The organism is Algoriphagus halophilus (genome assembly GCF_041729275.1).
GTDB classification, from domain to species: Bacteria; Bacteroidota; Bacteroidia; order Cytophagales; family Cyclobacteriaceae; genus Algoriphagus; species Algoriphagus halophilus_A.
In genome coordinates this window covers 4,673,455-4,689,073 of the sequence record NZ_CP146486.1, presented here as the reverse complement: position 1 = coordinate 4,689,073, position 15,619 = coordinate 4,673,455, and the positions used below count along the sequence as shown (strand labels likewise).

Annotated in this window: 10 protein-coding genes and 4 pseudogenes; 8 read left to right on the top strand and 6 right to left on the bottom strand. The window is 38.4% G+C overall.

Annotated features, from left to right (window positions below; genetic code table 11):
• Positions 1-220 precede the first annotated feature (220 nt).
• From V8V91_RS25115 to V8V91_RS25105, 3 genes and pseudogenes are all read right to left on the bottom strand, one after another.
• The gene (locus V8V91_RS25115) at positions 221-2,485 is read right to left on the bottom strand and encodes an aconitate hydratase (protein ID WP_373397780.1); all 2,265 of its coding nucleotides are present in this window, start codon (positions 2,483-2,485) and stop codon (positions 221-223) included.
• A 145-nt stretch (positions 2,486-2,630) separates the two neighbouring features.
• Positions 2,631-3,070, bottom strand: a pseudogene (locus V8V91_RS25110) (TIGR00366 family protein).
• 41 nt (positions 3,071-3,111) lie between these two features.
• Positions 3,112-3,936 carry a TIGR00366 family protein gene (locus V8V91_RS25105; RefSeq protein WP_373397779.1) on the bottom strand — a complete coding sequence of 275 codons (825 nt, stop codon included), beginning with the start codon at positions 3,934-3,936 and terminating at the stop codon, positions 3,112-3,114.
• Between the two features lie 103 nt (positions 3,937-4,039).
• Between V8V91_RS25105 and V8V91_RS25100 the strand changes: the two genes are divergently transcribed.
• On the top strand, positions 4,040-4,666 hold the full coding sequence (locus V8V91_RS25100; RefSeq protein ID WP_373397778.1) for a histidine kinase N-terminal 7TM domain-containing protein: 627 nt from the start codon (positions 4,040-4,042) through the stop codon (positions 4,664-4,666).
• On the top strand, positions 4,630-5,907 hold the full coding sequence (locus V8V91_RS25095) for an ATP-binding protein (RefSeq protein WP_373397777.1): 1,278 nt from the start codon (positions 4,630-4,632) through the stop codon (positions 5,905-5,907). The genes V8V91_RS25100 and V8V91_RS25095 overlap by 37 nt, the downstream gene beginning before the upstream one ends.
• On the opposite strand, the gene V8V91_RS25090 is transcribed toward V8V91_RS25095, so the two are convergent.
• Entirely contained in the window at positions 5,801-6,817 is a 1,017-nt protein-coding gene (locus V8V91_RS25090) for an acyl-CoA reductase (protein ID WP_373397776.1), read from the bottom strand. The two genes, V8V91_RS25095 and V8V91_RS25090, sit on opposite strands and share 107 nt — an antisense overlap.
• A 138-nt stretch (positions 6,818-6,955) precedes the next feature.
• Between V8V91_RS25090 and V8V91_RS25085 the strand changes: the two genes are divergently transcribed.
• From V8V91_RS25085 to cas6, 5 genes and pseudogenes are all read left to right on the top strand, one after another.
• Complete coding sequence (locus tag V8V91_RS25085) at positions 6,956-7,303, top strand: 4Fe-4S binding protein (RefSeq protein WP_074223507.1); 348 nt, start codon at positions 6,956-6,958, stop codon at positions 7,301-7,303.
• A 171-nt stretch (positions 7,304-7,474) separates the two neighbouring features.
• Positions 7,475-7,797, top strand: a pseudogene (locus V8V91_RS25080) (DUF3276 family protein).
• A gap of 79 nt (positions 7,798-7,876) precedes the next feature.
• Positions 7,877-8,962, top strand: a complete 1,086-nt coding sequence (locus tag V8V91_RS25075) for an AI-2E family transporter (RefSeq protein WP_373397775.1) — start codon at positions 7,877-7,879, stop codon at positions 8,960-8,962.
• Positions 8,963-8,969: 7 nt separating this feature from the next.
• Positions 8,970-10,063 (top strand): annotated as a pseudogene (ychF, locus tag V8V91_RS25070) (redox-regulated ATPase YchF).
• A 95-nt stretch (positions 10,064-10,158) separates the two neighbouring features.
• Positions 10,159-11,049 (top strand): CRISPR-associated endoribonuclease Cas6, encoded by an 891-nt coding sequence (gene cas6, locus V8V91_RS25065; protein WP_074223503.1) that lies wholly within the window; start codon positions 10,159-10,161, stop codon positions 11,047-11,049.
• 33 nt (positions 11,050-11,082) lie between these two features.
• Here the strand turns inward: cas6 and V8V91_RS25060 are convergent, their stop codons facing one another.
• Positions 11,083-12,354: a DUF5103 domain-containing protein gene (locus tag V8V91_RS25060; RefSeq protein ID WP_373397774.1), complete on the bottom strand. Its 1,272-nt coding sequence runs from the start codon at positions 12,352-12,354 to the stop codon at positions 11,083-11,085.
• A gap of 30 nt (positions 12,355-12,384) precedes the next feature.
• Positions 12,385-14,306, bottom strand: a pseudogene (gene abc-f / locus V8V91_RS25055) (ribosomal protection-like ABC-F family protein).
• A 94-nt stretch (positions 14,307-14,400) separates the two neighbouring features.
• Between abc-f and V8V91_RS25050 the strand changes: the two are divergent.
• Positions 14,401-15,606: a sorbosone dehydrogenase family protein gene (locus tag V8V91_RS25050; RefSeq protein ID WP_373397773.1), complete on the top strand. Its 1,206-nt coding sequence runs from the start codon at positions 14,401-14,403 to the stop codon at positions 15,604-15,606.
• Positions 15,607-15,619: the final 13 nt, after the last annotated feature.

Sequence of the window (15,619 nt, the reverse complement as noted above, 5' to 3'; positions counted from 1 at the left end):
CATACATCAATTTGCATTTCATAACAAATAAATCGTCTTATAAATACATTTTTTGCATAAAAGTTTTCATTTCAGAATCTGAAATCAAAATTCAAGGATAAATGGAAATAATTTAGTTTGAATAGAAGGGAAACAAGTAAAAACTAATTTCATAAGAGAAATTGAGCACAAAAAAAACCGCAACATAAAATGTTGCGGTTTCGAATATAAAGAGGTTCTCTTACTTGGCTTTTGCCTTAATCAAGTTTAATGCAGAACCTGCCTTAAACCAATCAATCTGAGCATCATTATAGCTATGGTTCGCAACAATTAGGTCTTTAGAACCATCAGCATGAACAAACTCAAGAGTCAAAGGCTTTTCTGGAGCAAATTGATCCAAGTCTAAGAAGTTGATGGTATCATCTTCCTGAACTTTATCATAATCTGCTTCATTTGCAAAAGTCAAGGCAAGCATACCTTGCTTCTTTAAGTTGGTTTCATGAATTCTCGCAAAAGATTTCACCAATACTGCTTTGACCCCAAGGTGTCTTGGTTCCATGGCCGCATGCTCTCTGGAAGAACCTTCCCCATAGTTATGGTCACCCACTACGATGGTTGGAACACCAGCTGCTTTGTAAGCTCTTTGAGTTGCAGGTACCGGACCATATTCACCAGTCAATTGATTTTTTACAGAGTTGGTCGCCTCATTGAATGCATTGACAGCACCAATCAAGCAATTGTCTGAAATATTATCTAAGTGACCTCTGAAACGCAACCAGGGACCAGCCATAGAAATATGGTCAGTAGTACATTTTCCGAAAGCTTTGATCAACAATTTTGCACCAGTGATATTCTTTCCATCCCATGGAGCAAATGGTTCCAACAACTGAAGACGATTGGAATCAGGCTTCACTACTACTTCCACTCCACTTCCATCTTCTGCTGGAGCTTGGTATCCATTATCTTCTACTGCAAAACCCTTTTCTGGAAGTTCATCACCTTTTGGTGGATCCAACTTCACTTCTACCCCGTCAGCATTGACCAGTGTATCTGTAAGTGGGTTAAAACCTAAGTCACCAGAAATAGCAATTGCAGCCACCATTTCAGGGGAAGTCACAAATGCATGGGTATTAGGATTTCCATCCGCACGTTTTGAGAAGTTTCTGTTAAAAGAGTGAACAATGGTGTTCTTTTCTTTTTTATCTGCCCCTGCTCTAGCCCATTGTCCAATACAAGGTCCACATGCATTCGTGAAGATCGTGGCATCTAAATCTGTAAAGATCTTCAATAGTCCATCACGGTCCGCTGTAAATCTTACTTGTTCAGAACCTGGGTTAATTCCAAATTCAGCTTTGGTTTTCAATTTTTTATCTACCGCCTGTTGAGCGATGGAAGAAGCTCTTGACAAATCTTCATAGGAGGAATTGGTACAAGAACCGATCAAACCCCACTCTACTTTGGTTGGCCATCCATTCTTTTCAGCTTCTGCACGGATCTGAGAAACTGGAGTTGCTCTATCTGGTGTAAATGGACCATTGATATGTGGTTCCAAAGTGGAAAGATCAATTTCAATTACTTGGTCAAAGTATTTCTCTGGGTTGGAATAAACCTCTTCATCTCCTGTCAAATGTTCTTTTACAGCATTCGCTAATTCGGCTACATCCGCACGATCCGTAGCTTTCAAGTAACGCTCCATAGACTCATCATAACCAAAAGTAGAAGTAGTTGCTCCGATCTCAGCACCCATGTTACAAATGGTACCTTTACCAGTAGCAGAAAGTGATTTCGCACCTTCTCCAAAGTATTCTACGATACAACCGGTTCCTCCTTTTACAGTCAAGATTCCAGCTACTTTCAAGATGACATCTTTGGCGGAAGTCCAACCATTCATTTTTCCGGTCAACTTCACACCTATAAGTTTAGGGAATTTCAATTCCCAAGCCATTCCAGCCATTACATCCACTGCATCAGCACCACCAACACCGATCGCTACCATTCCTAGTCCACCTGCATTTACAGTATGGGAATCTGTTCCAATCATCATTCCGCCAGGGAATGCATAATTTTCCAATACCACTTGGTGAATAATACCTGCTCCTGGCTTCCAGAACCCTATTCCATATTTATTGGAAACTGACTCCAAAAAGTTAAACACCTCACCACTGGCCGTAAGAGAGCTTTTCAAATCAGCTTTTGCTCCATTTTGTGCCAAGATCAAGTGATCACAGTGCGCAGTAGAAGGGACTGCCACTTTATCTTTTCCAGCTTGCATAAATTGCAATAGCGCCATTTGGGCAGTTGCATCTTGCATGGCAACTCTATCAGGAGCGAAATCTACATACGACTTCCCTCTTTCAAAGCTTTGTGTAGCATCTCCTTCCCAAAGGTGAGCATAAAGTATTTTCTCAGCTAAAGTAAGTGGCTTTCCCACCACCTTCCTGGCAGCTGCGATACGCTCAGGATACTTCGCATACACTGCCTTGATCATTTCTATATCAAATGCCATTTGTAAAGGTATTTTATGTTGTATTAAAAGGTTCTGTTTTATCGAAGGCAAATATAGAAATATAGCCCAATAATCGGTAGCCACAGACAAGCTGTAGACAGGGGTTTATCCTAATTTAAAACCATTATAAACCTTATTGATTCAATTAATGAATAATATAAAGGACAACAGTCAGATAAATAGTTCCAACCAGGCATAGTAAAAAGCAATATTTGAACATCTCCTTTGGCTTAACTCCCGTGATTGCCAACAATGGCAAAGCCCAAAAAGGCTGAAGTAAATTCGTCAGTTGATCTCCATAAGAAAAGGCCAAAATCAATTTTTCATAAGAGACTCCCAGTGCTTTTCCTGCTTCCATGAGTACCGGCCCTTGCACCGCCCATTGCCCACCTCCTGATGGAATCAACGCATTCACTAATCCCGCCGAAAAAAGGAGAATACAGGAAGATTGGCTGAGCTGGAAAAATCAACAATTTGATTTGAAAACTGAACCAATAGGCCTGATTGGGTCATTAGCCCTAATATCCCCGCATAAAACGGGAATTGAATAAAAATATCGGCTGAAACTTTTAATCCAGTGGTCACTGCTTTGGTAAATTGCTGGAATGACTTGTATACCAATAAAGTCAATCCAAAAAGAAAAAATTTACCAAGTTTAAGTTGATGGAGGCATTTTCGGGATTCGAACTTAAAAAATAATTGATCCCCAAAATCAATAACATCCCTCCTCCTAAAACACCACCGAGTTGATACGTTTTTCCCGGTTTGATGGGCTTCAAGGGTGTAGATTTAGTTTCCCCAAGGGCTGGAATAAAAAAATGATCACAAACCAATAGAACCCCAAGGAATACGATCATCAATCCAGCGGTAACCCCTATGTTGTAGCTGCTTAACACGGTTTGATCCATTCCAATTACCCCAATTTGGTCTACTAAAAAATGGGTTGGCTCAGCTACTTTCAATGGGGCGGATCCAGAAAGCCCTCCATGCCAAACTGCCATTCCCAAATATCCTGCGGAAGCCAATAAAGCGGCATTGGATTTCAATCCTTTTTCATCTAATGCAACACACATATAGCGAGCTAACAAAGCTCCTATGATCAAACCAAAGCCCCAGTTAAATAGACCTGCTAGCATGGTGATCAGACCAGTACTCAATACAGCTTGAGTAGAATTTGTAGGAATAGAAGCTGTTGCTTTTAAAAATCTATTCACTGGCTCAACTATGGCCAGGGCATATCCAAAGACCAATATCATCATCATTTGAACAGTAAAACCTAGCAGGCCAAAAAATCCTGATTGCCAATAATCCAGTGCAGAAAATAATTTTTCTCCAACCGTCTGATTTGGCTCTACTTCTGAAATTATTACCCAACTAAAACAAAAAATTGTCAGCCCAAAAACCAAAACAAAGGGGTTTGGAAAAAATTGTCGTTTATTAGATCTATTCAATTTTAAGATTGTTTTTTTAGTTTAAAATTAAAACTTAATATTATCCATTAATCACCACCAAAACCCAAAAAACCGCTGACAGATATTCCAGTGGACTCACAAGATGGAACTTGTACTAAATCCATTTTCAATTACCCTTCTTTTCTCAGGGGCCTTAGTAGGAATGCTATCCACATTTATAGCAATTAGACTAGGGGATTCTACCAGGTGGATAGCGCTGACCATGCTTTCTGTTTCCATTTGGGGATTATTTTATGGGCTGGAATTATCGAGCCATACAAAAGAAGCAATGCTATTGTTCATAAAATTCGAATACCTAGGAATTTTATCAACCCCTGCTTTTTGGCTGATTTTCTGTATGAAATATACAGGAATGAGATCCAAATTTTTAAAACTCATCTACTTTTTAATCGGAGCAATCCCGGTAATATCCTATGTAATTTTATTAACCAATGACTTCCATCACCTTCATTATGCCCATACTTCAGTAAATGATCAAGGTCCTTTTCCTGTTCTAGAGATTACTATTGGGCCTTGGTATTTGGTGAACATTTTTTATTCCTACGCTACATTTGTAATAGGTCTGATCATACTTTGGACACGATTTCATAATGCTGATCCTCTTTACAAAACTCAGACGAAATTCATTTTTGTAGCTGGCATAGTTCCCATCATCATCAACCTTTTTACCAGTTGGACATCATCCGGGTGTATTCAGAAATTGATTTGACCCCATATGCATTCTTGTTTACCTATCTGATTTTAGCTTTTGCAATCATTCGATTCAACTTATTTAGTATCAAACCTATTGCAAAAGAAAGAATTATCGAAACCATTACTCGAGGTGTGTTAGTCATCGATTCCAGTTTAAACATCGTGGATTTCAACCCTGCACTTAAAGCATTTTATAAAAACCCTGAGTCTATAAAGACAGGAGAAAATCTCAAACTGATTTTAAAAGATTATCAGGTTATTCTTGATTTAATTCAATCGAATGAAGCTAAAACCATTGAGGTTCAAGATGACACCTTTGATGAAAGGAAAGTGATCAGGATTGAATGCATCCCCATTTTGGAAAGAAAGTCATCTTTAAGTGGGTCTGTTTTACTCTTTGAGGACATTAGTGAAGAAGTATTAACAAAGGAAAAGTTGCATACACAGGCAAAGGAATTACGGCAACTTAACGACCTAAAGGATAAGTACTTTAGCATTATTTCACACGACCTTAAAGGTCCAATTTTTGGTGTTAAAGAGTTGATTCATCTTACTCAAAGTGGAATAATTTCTCAGGAAGAATTTATGGCCATGATGCCTGAAATTTCAAAAAACATGGAAAACGTGGCAATTCTTCTTGAAAACCTTTTGGCGTGGACCAGTTCTCAAATTCGAGGAGAATTCTTACAACTATCTGACTTTAATGTATATCCAGTATTGGTTCAACAAAAAAATCTCTTGGAAAGAATTGCGCAGGAGAAAGAAATAGAATTCATATTGGAAGGAGAATCAGAAGCTTGGGTGCTAGCAGATAAAAACATGATTGACCTGGTAATTCGAAATCTGCTCAACAATGCGGTGAAGTTTTCGGGGCTTCACGGAATCATCAAGATGTCCACTAAAATCACAGAGCAACACGTATCAATTAGCATTGAGGATAATGGATCAGGAATATCTGAAGAAAACCTTACGAAACTTCGAAACGGGATCTCTTTCACAACCAAAGGTCAGCACAATGAATCAGGTACTGGATTGGGACTTATTTTAGTAAATGAGTACATTTCCAAAAACCATGGCTCTTTGGATGTTCAATCAGAATTAGGAAAAGGAACCACTTTTGCATTCAACTCCCTATTGGAACAAAACCTTCCTAATTTAATCCGATTAAAAACTCCATGGTATCCACCTCATCAGCATAATCCCAAGGTTCAGGTTGTTGGGCGCAACCAAAAGAAACTCCACCACCCCAATAAGTAGAATCTGCGACAATACACTGAATTTTTTTTTTGATGGATTCCAATTTATTCAACAGGTCATTCTTAGAATCATAGATTTCATAATAAAGGACCGAAATAGGTGATACGAGCTCTATAGATTCTTTAAGAATCAGAAACCCATTGTCTAAATGAGGCTCATTATTGACGAGGTAGATGGATTTATTATACTCATAATTATTGTGATACTTATGGTGATTCGCGATGGAAGCGTATCCCTCTAAGGCATCCAATAAATCCCCAAGCTGATCTTTAGATTTCACAAAAATCTTGGAAACATTTCTACATCCCAGTCCAAAATATTTAAAAATATCTTTCCCTAAACTCTTTAAATCCTCCTGAGACTCTTCTCCTGAAAGAATCGCGATCGATGTTCGGTTTTGTCTGATTATACTAGGGTATTTTCCAAAGTAATAATTAAAATACCTAGCTGAATTATCACTTCCAGTTGCGATATAAGCATCTTTTCCTTTAAGCATTTCCTCCACAGAAATGAAGGACTCGAATTCTGGCTCAATCTGAATAAGTTGATTAATTACCCAATTCATCAATACGGTATCCGATGAACTTAATTTAACACAAGCCTTATTCCCAGAAATTAATACGGTCATCAAATCATGAAAAGCTACTAATGGAATATTTCCAGCCATCAGAATACCTACTGATTTTGGTTCCACTTCTTCTTTTATCTCATATTCACTAAGCCATTTTTTCAGCTTACCTTCTTGAAGCATGAATACTATTCCTTCCAGCGAGGAAGAAACTGATTCTTGAGTAAACCAATTATTACCATTTTGGGATCTCCAGTATAGCTCCTCTTTCGCCTCTTCATCCAAATCCTGAATGGTTCGTCCTAATTTGATAAATGCTTCTATTCTCTTGGATAAAATCATAAGGGTATTTTAAAACTGCGAATTTACCGATTTTAGGAGGAAGGAGCAGGAAAGAATGAATATAAATTCAAGTCCTTATCATTTTTTTATTGTCTCTTCAAGTCAGGCTTGTTACTTTTGGATTTAAATATTTGAGTTATGGCAATAATGATTACTGACGAATGCATCAACTGCGGTGCATGCGAGCCTGAATGTCCAAATACTGCAATCTATGAAGGTGGTGTAGAGTGGACTTGGGGAGGAGGAACATCTCTTAAAGAAGTAACCTTAGAAGACGGTACTGTTGTGGATGCAAATGAAGCGCAGGAACCTGTATCGGATGAATTTTATTACATCGTAACTGCTAAGTGTACAGAATGTAATGGTTTTCACGAAGAGCCTCAATGTGCGGCGGTATGTCCTGTGGATTGTTGCGTGGATGATCCTGATCATGTGGAGACAGAGGAAGAATTGCTTGCAAAAAAAGCATTAATGCATGGTGAATAAAGTAATAAGTTGGGATTTCATGGACTAATTTGAGCCCTGATTTTTAACTTATTACGCCTAAAATCGGCCAATTCTAGAAAAAAGGTACAAAATAGCTTTGATTTCTATCTCTGAATTGTCTTATCTTAGGTTGTATTTTATCTTTATCAAAAATTAATTAATAGAAGAACTGTGGAAGATCAAAGAGGTTACGACAGGGAAGAAATCTTTTCGAAAAAGTGAAGGCAGGAAAGAGAACCTACTTTTTCGATATCAAATCGACCCGTGCTAACGATTATTATCTAACGATTACAGAAAGTAAAAGAAGAGTTAACGGAGACTCTTTTTCTTACGAAAAGCATAAAATTTTCCTTTACAAAGAAGATTTTTTCAAATTCGTTGAAGCATTGAATGAGTCTGTAGACCATGTTAAAAATGAGCTACTGCCAGATGTTGATTTTGATCAATATGAAAAAGAGGAAGAAGAATCTTCCAATGAGTTAAAATGGGAATAGTAACTGTTTTACAAAAATTTTTTGTAGGACAGAAATAGTATATTAGAGGAGGCTTTTGCCTCCTTTTTATTTACCGGATATGCAGCGCTTTTTTATTTATCTGATTCTATTTATTGCCATCTTCCTACTATTTGGATGGTATTTTTCAAATATTACCCTATACCTGGTTATTTCTCTTATCCTGGCCGCACTACTTCGTCCGATGACGAACCAACTGAACGATTTTCACCTTTTGGGTCAACATATACCTAGGTGGATGGCCATCTTGGTTTCCTATTCATCCATTGTCCTGTTGTTGGTATTGTTGAGTTTTCTGTTTTTACCCCTTATCAATAACCAAATAATCATCCTGAGTGATCTGGATTTAAACACCATTTACCAGGAGGTTCGAAACCCTGTTTCAAAAATTGAAAATTTCCTGATCCGATATCAGCTTATCGAGAGTCAACCTGGCTATTTATTTGAAGAATTAAGGTCCCAATTATTAGAAACCATCAAAGGAATTGATTTTGGAGCCTTTATATCCAATGTATTAAACATTACCAGTAGTTTATTTATTGGTTTGATGGCTGTCTTATTTATCACCTTTTTCTTCCTTTTAGAAAATGGGCTTTTAAGAAGAAACTTGCTCAATTTAATCCCGAACCCTTATTTCGAATTATCTGTCGCCACGTTCACAAAGGTTGAAAAACTACTTTCCAATTATTTATCTGGGCTTTTACTCCAAATGCTGGCGATCTTTTCCATCGCGAGTTTTGGGCTTACTATAGTCGGGGTAGATTATGCCTTGACCATAGGCTTATTTGCAGCTGTAGCCAATCTTATTCCTTATGCAGGCCCTATCCTTGGTGCATCATTTGGAATTATCGTGGGGATATCAACTGGAGATTATACACAAAACCATGAACTGAATTTCCTTTTATTAAAAATTATTTCAGTTTTTGGGGTCGTACAAATGGCAGACAATGTATTCTTACAACCCATGATTTTTTCTAAATCTGTAAAAGCGCATCCCCTTGAAATTTTTGTTGTTATCTTTGCGGGTGCAAAAATCGCCGGGGTAACCGGGATGATTTTTGCCATCCCAGTTTATACCATATTTAGAGTATCTATCTTAGAATTCTATCAAGGGTATAAATCCTATAGAATCTTTAAAATTAAATAATTAATTAATGGCCTTACAATGTGGCATCGTAGGACTTCCAAACGTTGGAAAATCCACTTTATTTAATGCTCTTTCCAGTGCAAAAGCAGAAGCTGCTAACTTCCCTTTTGTACCATCGAACCTAATGTAGGAGTAGTCACAGTCCCTGATAATAGACTTAAAATATTAGAACAACTGGTCAATCCTCAAAAAGTACTCCCTACTGTCATCGAGTTTGTGGACATAGCTGGTCTTGTTAAAGGGGCTAGTAAAGGGGAAGGACTAGGAAATAAATTTCTTGCAAACATCCGTGAAGTAGATGCTGTCATTCACGTGATCAGATGTTTTGAGGACGAAAACATCGTCCATGTAGCAGGAAGTGTTGATCCGATTTTTGATAAAGAAGTGATCGACACGGAGCTTCAGTTGAAGGACCTGGAATCCATCGACAAGAAAATCTTAAAGACTGAGAAAATCGCCAAATCAGGGGATGCCAAAGCTAAAAAGAGTTAGAAACCCTGACACTTTTCAAAGAAGCCTTAACCTCTGGTAAAAATGCACGTTCAGTAGAAGTAGAGAAAGAAGACTTAGAGGCAGTTAAAGATCTACATTTATTGACTATCAAGCCTGTATTGTATGTCGCCAATGTGGATGAGAACAGCATTCTCACTGGTAACAAATACGTGGATCAGTTAAGAGAAAATGTAAAAGAAGAAAATGCGGAAGTAATCGTTCTTTGTGCAGCTATAGAATCTCAGATTGCAGAATTTGAAGATTTGGAAGAAAAAGACATTTTTAGGTGAATATGGTTTAGAAGAAAGTGGACTCAATAAACTAATAGCTGCCGCTTATTCGTTATTGAATCTAATCACCTACTTTACTGCCGGTGTTCAAGAAGTGAGGGCATGGACAATTGTCAAAGGTTGGAAAGCCCCACAAGCCGCAGGGGTAATCCATACGGATTTTGAAAGAGGTTTCATTAAAGCTGAAGTCATTAAACTAGCTGATTATCAACAATTCAAAACAGAGGCAGGGTGCCGTGAAAATGGAAAAATTTCCATAGAAGGAAAAGAATATGTGGTCAAAGATGGCGATATCATGCATTTTAGATTTAATGTTTAACATTTTCTTGAAAAAAATTGTAATTTTGCCTCTTAATCACCTAAAAACGTAAATATTTTAATTTATCTATTGTCTCAATTTATTTTTAAATCACCGTGAGAGTTAGACTTATATTTTCCCTAAAAAACAAAGGCTCCTATTTGCCTTTCCATCATCAGTATATCCTTGCCCAATTCCTAAAGGGACTGATCGTAAAAGGTGGACGAGAAGAATTTTACAATTACAACTTCTTTAACTTTTCTGGACTAAAAGGACAGACCAAAGTAAGCAGAAGCGGTCTTCACTATTATTCCAGTCTTGTCACTCTTGTACTATCTTCGCAAAGTGAGGATTTCATGGACTATCTACTAGAGCAAGTTTTTGCCACTCCTAAAGTGGAGCTTGGAAACTTAATCTTGGTCCCTGAGTATACTGAAATTGAAGTTGAACCAGAATTGGAAACTTCGAATAAGTTTGTTTGTATTTCACCTTTGGTACTGATCATCCCAGCATTCAATGAAGAAGCTGGTAAACGATTTATCAGTCCAGACAGTGATGAGTTCTCTGACCTATTGTACGAATCTACCTTGACTCGTATGGAGCGTTCTGGTTGGTATACTCCGGAACAAATGGAGTCTTTCTTCAAATTTCAAGTGGTTCCTGATATGGTTTATGTGAATAAACTGAAGGAACAACAAAAGAAATTTGCAAGGATCTATGCAGTGTACGACATGGATGTAAAATATGAAGTACGTGGTTACACCCTCCCATTTACTTTATATGCAGCTCCTGAAGTACAGGATTTCGTCTTCAAATGTGGTCTTGGTGCCTTTACCCATAAAGGTTTTGGCATGTTGGATTTGGCGACTCATCCTCCAGGGGCAAGAACAAAAACTTACAAATTCAAAAGAGAAGGCTTCGTCCCTTACAAGCCAAATGAGCGAGTAAGACAAAATGTAGCCCCTCCAGCAGAAGAGAATGATTCAGAAACTGAATCTGAAGATTAATATACTAAAGCTCCCATAACTTGGGAGCTTTTTTTATAACCTCCTTCGATTAGGCTGCAATACTGAATAGCCTACCAATTGATCATATCGTGATCCTAATGCTCTGAGGTACACAAAGACCTCATATACATTTTCCGTTTCAAAATGAGATCCCTCGAATGATTCCGTTACGAATACGCCATTCTTCAGGTAACCTAACTGATAATCGTACCAACCTTGTTTGAGCAATAAGGAGGTTCTATAGATTTGAAATTGCTCATCCCACTCAAATTTAGCTTCCGGAGCTTTCCCCCAATTGGTCAAAGATCCTAACAAATAGATGGGCTCAGTTCCTTTGGGAACATCCACATTAAAAGTCATATAGACATATTGACTTTCCAGTTCTGGGTCTCCTCCGGGCCGATCATTTGTATCCACAATATACTGTCCATTCAAATCTAAATATTGGGAGTATGCCTCATTCCGCCTTGGTTTATTTGCCAAGGATTCGCCAAAAACTGCATCCTCCTCTACTCTCATGGCACCAACATTCTGTCCAGTGGCTCTCATAAACCTGAGATCCACAAATCGAAACTCATTACTGGCATCAAATGCATTCCCTCCATCAAAATCCTCGTATCGGAGGGTTTTTGAGCTCTGGTTGATAAAAGTAGGCTTAGTCAGGTATTTGGCATTGTCCCAGCGTTGATTTTGCCTAATAATCACCTTCACCTGTGATTCGGGGTTCATAACCTCCACCTTTGAATAATTTACCACTGTGTTGATTTGCTGCTGCCCTCGGATATTGGCTGTTTGAGATGGAGGTACTATCCCCGCCCCTACTGTCAGCAAATCCTCATAAACCATAAATCGCTTGGTTAGGATCACATCATCCGGATCTCTTCTACGATAAACTTTGACCACATAATTCCCTGATTTGGTCACTTGGGGAATAAGAAACTTGTAATGGATATAGGGTATTCTAGTATTTATCGAATAATCATAATCTTGAATATTAAATTCATTAAAAGGAACCAGAAAGTCATTGTTTTTTAAATCTGACTGTTTCCAATCTGCATCACAATGAATCAAAGTTGCTGAATACAATTCAGGATCATAAGCCAAATCATCAAATAACAGAACAAGTTGTTTTCCTCCCAAAATTGAAACAACTGGGGCATCCAATTGGCTCCCAGTAGTCGGCCCCAAAGGAAATATTCTTACAGATTGAATATGGTCTTTATATACCTTATCCTCCACTTGGGCATTCACATAGGTACTAAAAACCAATAAAATCGCTAAAAATAAAACAGGGACATACTTCATGTTTTTCCTTTGGTATGTAATCATTAATTGTTAAGCCAGGACTTCCTGAAGAGCCGATATTTCATCTACCAATACCTCCCATTCTGAATTCAAATCATCCATTTTTCGATGAATAGACTGATGAAGATCCTGCACCTTTTTCAACTCATCTTCATTGGAATACAATGCCGGATCAGCCATTTTCAGCTCCACATCCGTTTTCTGAGACTCCAGCTTTTCTATTTCCTTTTCAATCCTAGAAAGATTTTCTTCTAACTTCTTCAACTCCTTTTTGGCCTGATTTATTTCATTTTGGCTTTGTGTGGGAGCAGGTTTTTCTTTCTTGGCTGGTTTGGGAGTATCAGCTTCTTTCTCCTCGACTTGCTGAGATTTCCAAAACTCATATTCCTCATAAGTTCCAGGGTACTCTTTTATCTCATAATTTTCAATATACCAAATCTTATTCGCCACCCCTTTAATAAAATGTCGATCGTGAGATACAGTGACAAATGTACCCTCATATTGCTGCAGTGCTTGAATTAGAATATTGACAGACTGAAAGTCCAGGTGATTGGTAGGTTCATCCAACAGCAAAAAGTTCGCTTCTGAAATCAGTGTTTTAGCCAAAGCCACTCTGGACTTCTCCCTCCGGAAAGGACTTTAATTTTCTTAAACACCTCCTCATTGGAAAACAAAAAGCAGCCTAAGACCCCACGAAGTTCCATTTCAGTTTTTGCGCTACCTGCTTGGGACATTTCCTGAATGATCTCATTGTCTAAAGTCAGCGCTTCTAGTTGATGTTGAGCAAAAAATGACTTGATGACATTATACCCTTCAGTCCTTCCAGTAATTCCTTTTTCTGAACCATCAATGATTCTTAGTAATGTTGATTTCCCTTTCCCATTTGCTCCAATCAAAGCAATCTTATCTCCTCTTTCAATTCGCGCTGAAGTATTTTTCAAAATAACATTATCTCCATAGGCTTTTGAGATGTTATCCAAGGTTACGACGTCCCTTCCCGATTGCTTTGAAAATTTAAACTTAAAGTTTACGGACACTTCGTCATTGACTACTTCATGCACACGTTCCATCCGATCCAAAGCCTTGATCCTAGATTGGACCTGATTGGATTTAGTGGCTTTTGCACGGAATCGCTCGATGAACTTTTCCGTTTGTTTGATCATTTGCTGCTGATTTTCATACGCATTCTGTTGAATCTCCATCCGCTCTTTCTTCTCCTCTTTATAGAAGGAGTAATTCCCAGAGTAAAGTGTTAACGTATGATTGGCTACTTCAACCGTACTGGTGATACAGTTGTCCAAAAAGGTTTGGTCGTGAGAAACCACTATCACTGCACCTTCATAAGTCTTCAAGTAGTTCTCTACCCATTGAATGGATGGTAAATCCAAGTGGTTGGTTGGCTCATCCAGCATTAATAAAGAAGGTTTTTCCAACAGGAGCTTGGCAAGCATCACACGCATTCTCCATCCTCCGGAAAATGTTCGAAGTGGCTTTTGAAGATCGGAGGTCTTAAAACCAATTCCCTCCAATACTTCTTCTGCCTTTGCTTTGATGGTATACCCTTCGTTTGCCTCAAAGCGGTCCTGCAAGGTCGCCAACCGATTCATGATTTCTTCCGAATAATCGGTTTCCATTTCTTTGAGAACTTGATCAATTTCATCTTGAAGATCCAAGGTCTCTTTAAATGCAGCCAAGGCCACATTTAAAATACTTTCATCCGATTGATAAGAAAGCAGATCCTGATTTAAAAACCCAATGGAACAATCTTTGGCTTTTTGGACTTCTCCTGATGTAGGTTGATAGTCTCCGGAAATAATTTTCAGAAGAGTAGATTTACCTGTACCATTCTGTCCTACCAGCCCAATTTTATCTTTTGGCTTGATATGAAGGTTGGCATTTTCGTATAAAGGACGTCCGCCTATGAAATAAGAGAGATTACTAATAGATAACATGCCCCAAAAATAAAGATTAACCCGTTCATATACCTTTGAAAGTTGAACATTCTGAAATTGTTTAGATTACTTAACTTGTAGAAAATAAAATATCATGAAAACCATTTCAACATTAACATTATCTGTGCTTTTGACAACAGCTTCTATGACGATGAGTTGTGAACAAAAGAAAGAAGTGAAAATTGAACCCATACAAACTGTAAATTCTGCCAATAAAAGAGATATTTCTCAGGCAACAGCGGAAGTACAATTGGATAAACTTACACTGCCTCCCAATTTTAAAATAGATGTTTGGGCTGCGGATATTCCAAATGCCAGAGCCATGACCATTACAGAGGAAGGGATTGTGTTTGTAGGAAACAGGCAAGAAGATAAAGTTTATGCCGTGATTGATGAGAATGGCGATGGCAAAGCTGATTCAAAATTCATCTTGGCAGAAGGTTTACAAATGCCAAATGGTGTAGCCTATAAAGATGGGGATTTGTATGTGGCTGAAGTAAGTCGAATTTTAAGATTCAAAGACATCAAAAATAATCTGGGCAATCCAAGTTATGAGGTGGTCTATGATGGTTTCCCAACAGAAACACATCATGGATGGAAATTCATTGCATTCGGGCCTGATGGTAAACTCTATGTGCCAGTGGGTGCCCCTTGTAATATTTGTGACCCAGAAGAGGATATTTTTGCAAGTATCACCCGTTTAGATGTCAATGCACCTAATCCAGAGCCGGAAGTTTATGCCCATGGAGTAAGAAATACGGTAGGGTTTGACTGGAATCCCCAAACAGGAAATATGTGGTTCACCGACAATGGAAGAGATATGATGGGGGATGATATTCCTAATTGCGAGCTCAATAAAATCACAGAAGCAGGTCAGCATTTTGGTTATCCTTATTGGCATGCAGGTGATGTCAAAGATCCAGAGTTTGGAGATGCCGGAGGTGCTCAATCTGACTACGTCGCTCCTGCCGCATTGATGGGCCCCCACAATGCGCCCCTAGGAATGCGTTTTTATGAAGCAGGTATGTTTCCCAGTAGCTATGACAACTCCATTTTTGTAGCAAAGCATGGTTCTTGGAACAGAAGCAAAAAATCAGGATATGTGGTCGCAGTGGAGAAATTAGACGGAAACTCCAAAGTAGTTGGAGAAGAGATCTTTATCCAAGGTTGGCTCGATGAAGCCAGTCAGGAAGCCTGGGGCAGGCCAGTCGATGTTCAGGAGCTTCCAGATGGAAGCATGCTGATCTCAGACGATATGGCGGGAGTTATTTATAGAGTCACCTACAACTCTGCAGAATAAACCAAAAAGGGAA

Bases quoted from the DNA above. Each gene is read 5' to 3' on its own strand.
- V8V91_RS25090 (WP_373397776.1), bottom strand. From the start codon at position 6,817: ATGATTTTATCCAAGAGAATAGAAGCATTTATCAAATTAGGACGAACC.
- V8V91_RS25115 (WP_373397780.1), bottom strand. From the start codon at position 2,485: ATGGCATTTGATATAGAAATGATCAAGGCAGTGTATGCGAAGTATCCT.
- V8V91_RS25050 (WP_373397773.1), top strand. From the start codon at position 14,401: ATGAAAACCATTTCAACATTAACATTATCTGTGCTTTTGACAACAGCT.
- V8V91_RS25085 (WP_074223507.1), top strand. From the start codon at position 6,956: ATGGCAATAATGATTACTGACGAATGCATCAACTGCGGTGCATGCGAG.
- V8V91_RS25060 (WP_373397774.1), bottom strand. From the start codon at position 12,354: ATGAAGTATGTCCCTGTTTTATTTTTAGCGATTTTATTGGTTTTTAGT.
- V8V91_RS25100 (WP_373397778.1), top strand. From the start codon at position 4,040: ATGGAACTTGTACTAAATCCATTTTCAATTACCCTTCTTTTCTCAGGG.
- V8V91_RS25075 (WP_373397775.1), top strand. From the start codon at position 7,877: ATGCAGCGCTTTTTTATTTATCTGATTCTATTTATTGCCATCTTCCTA.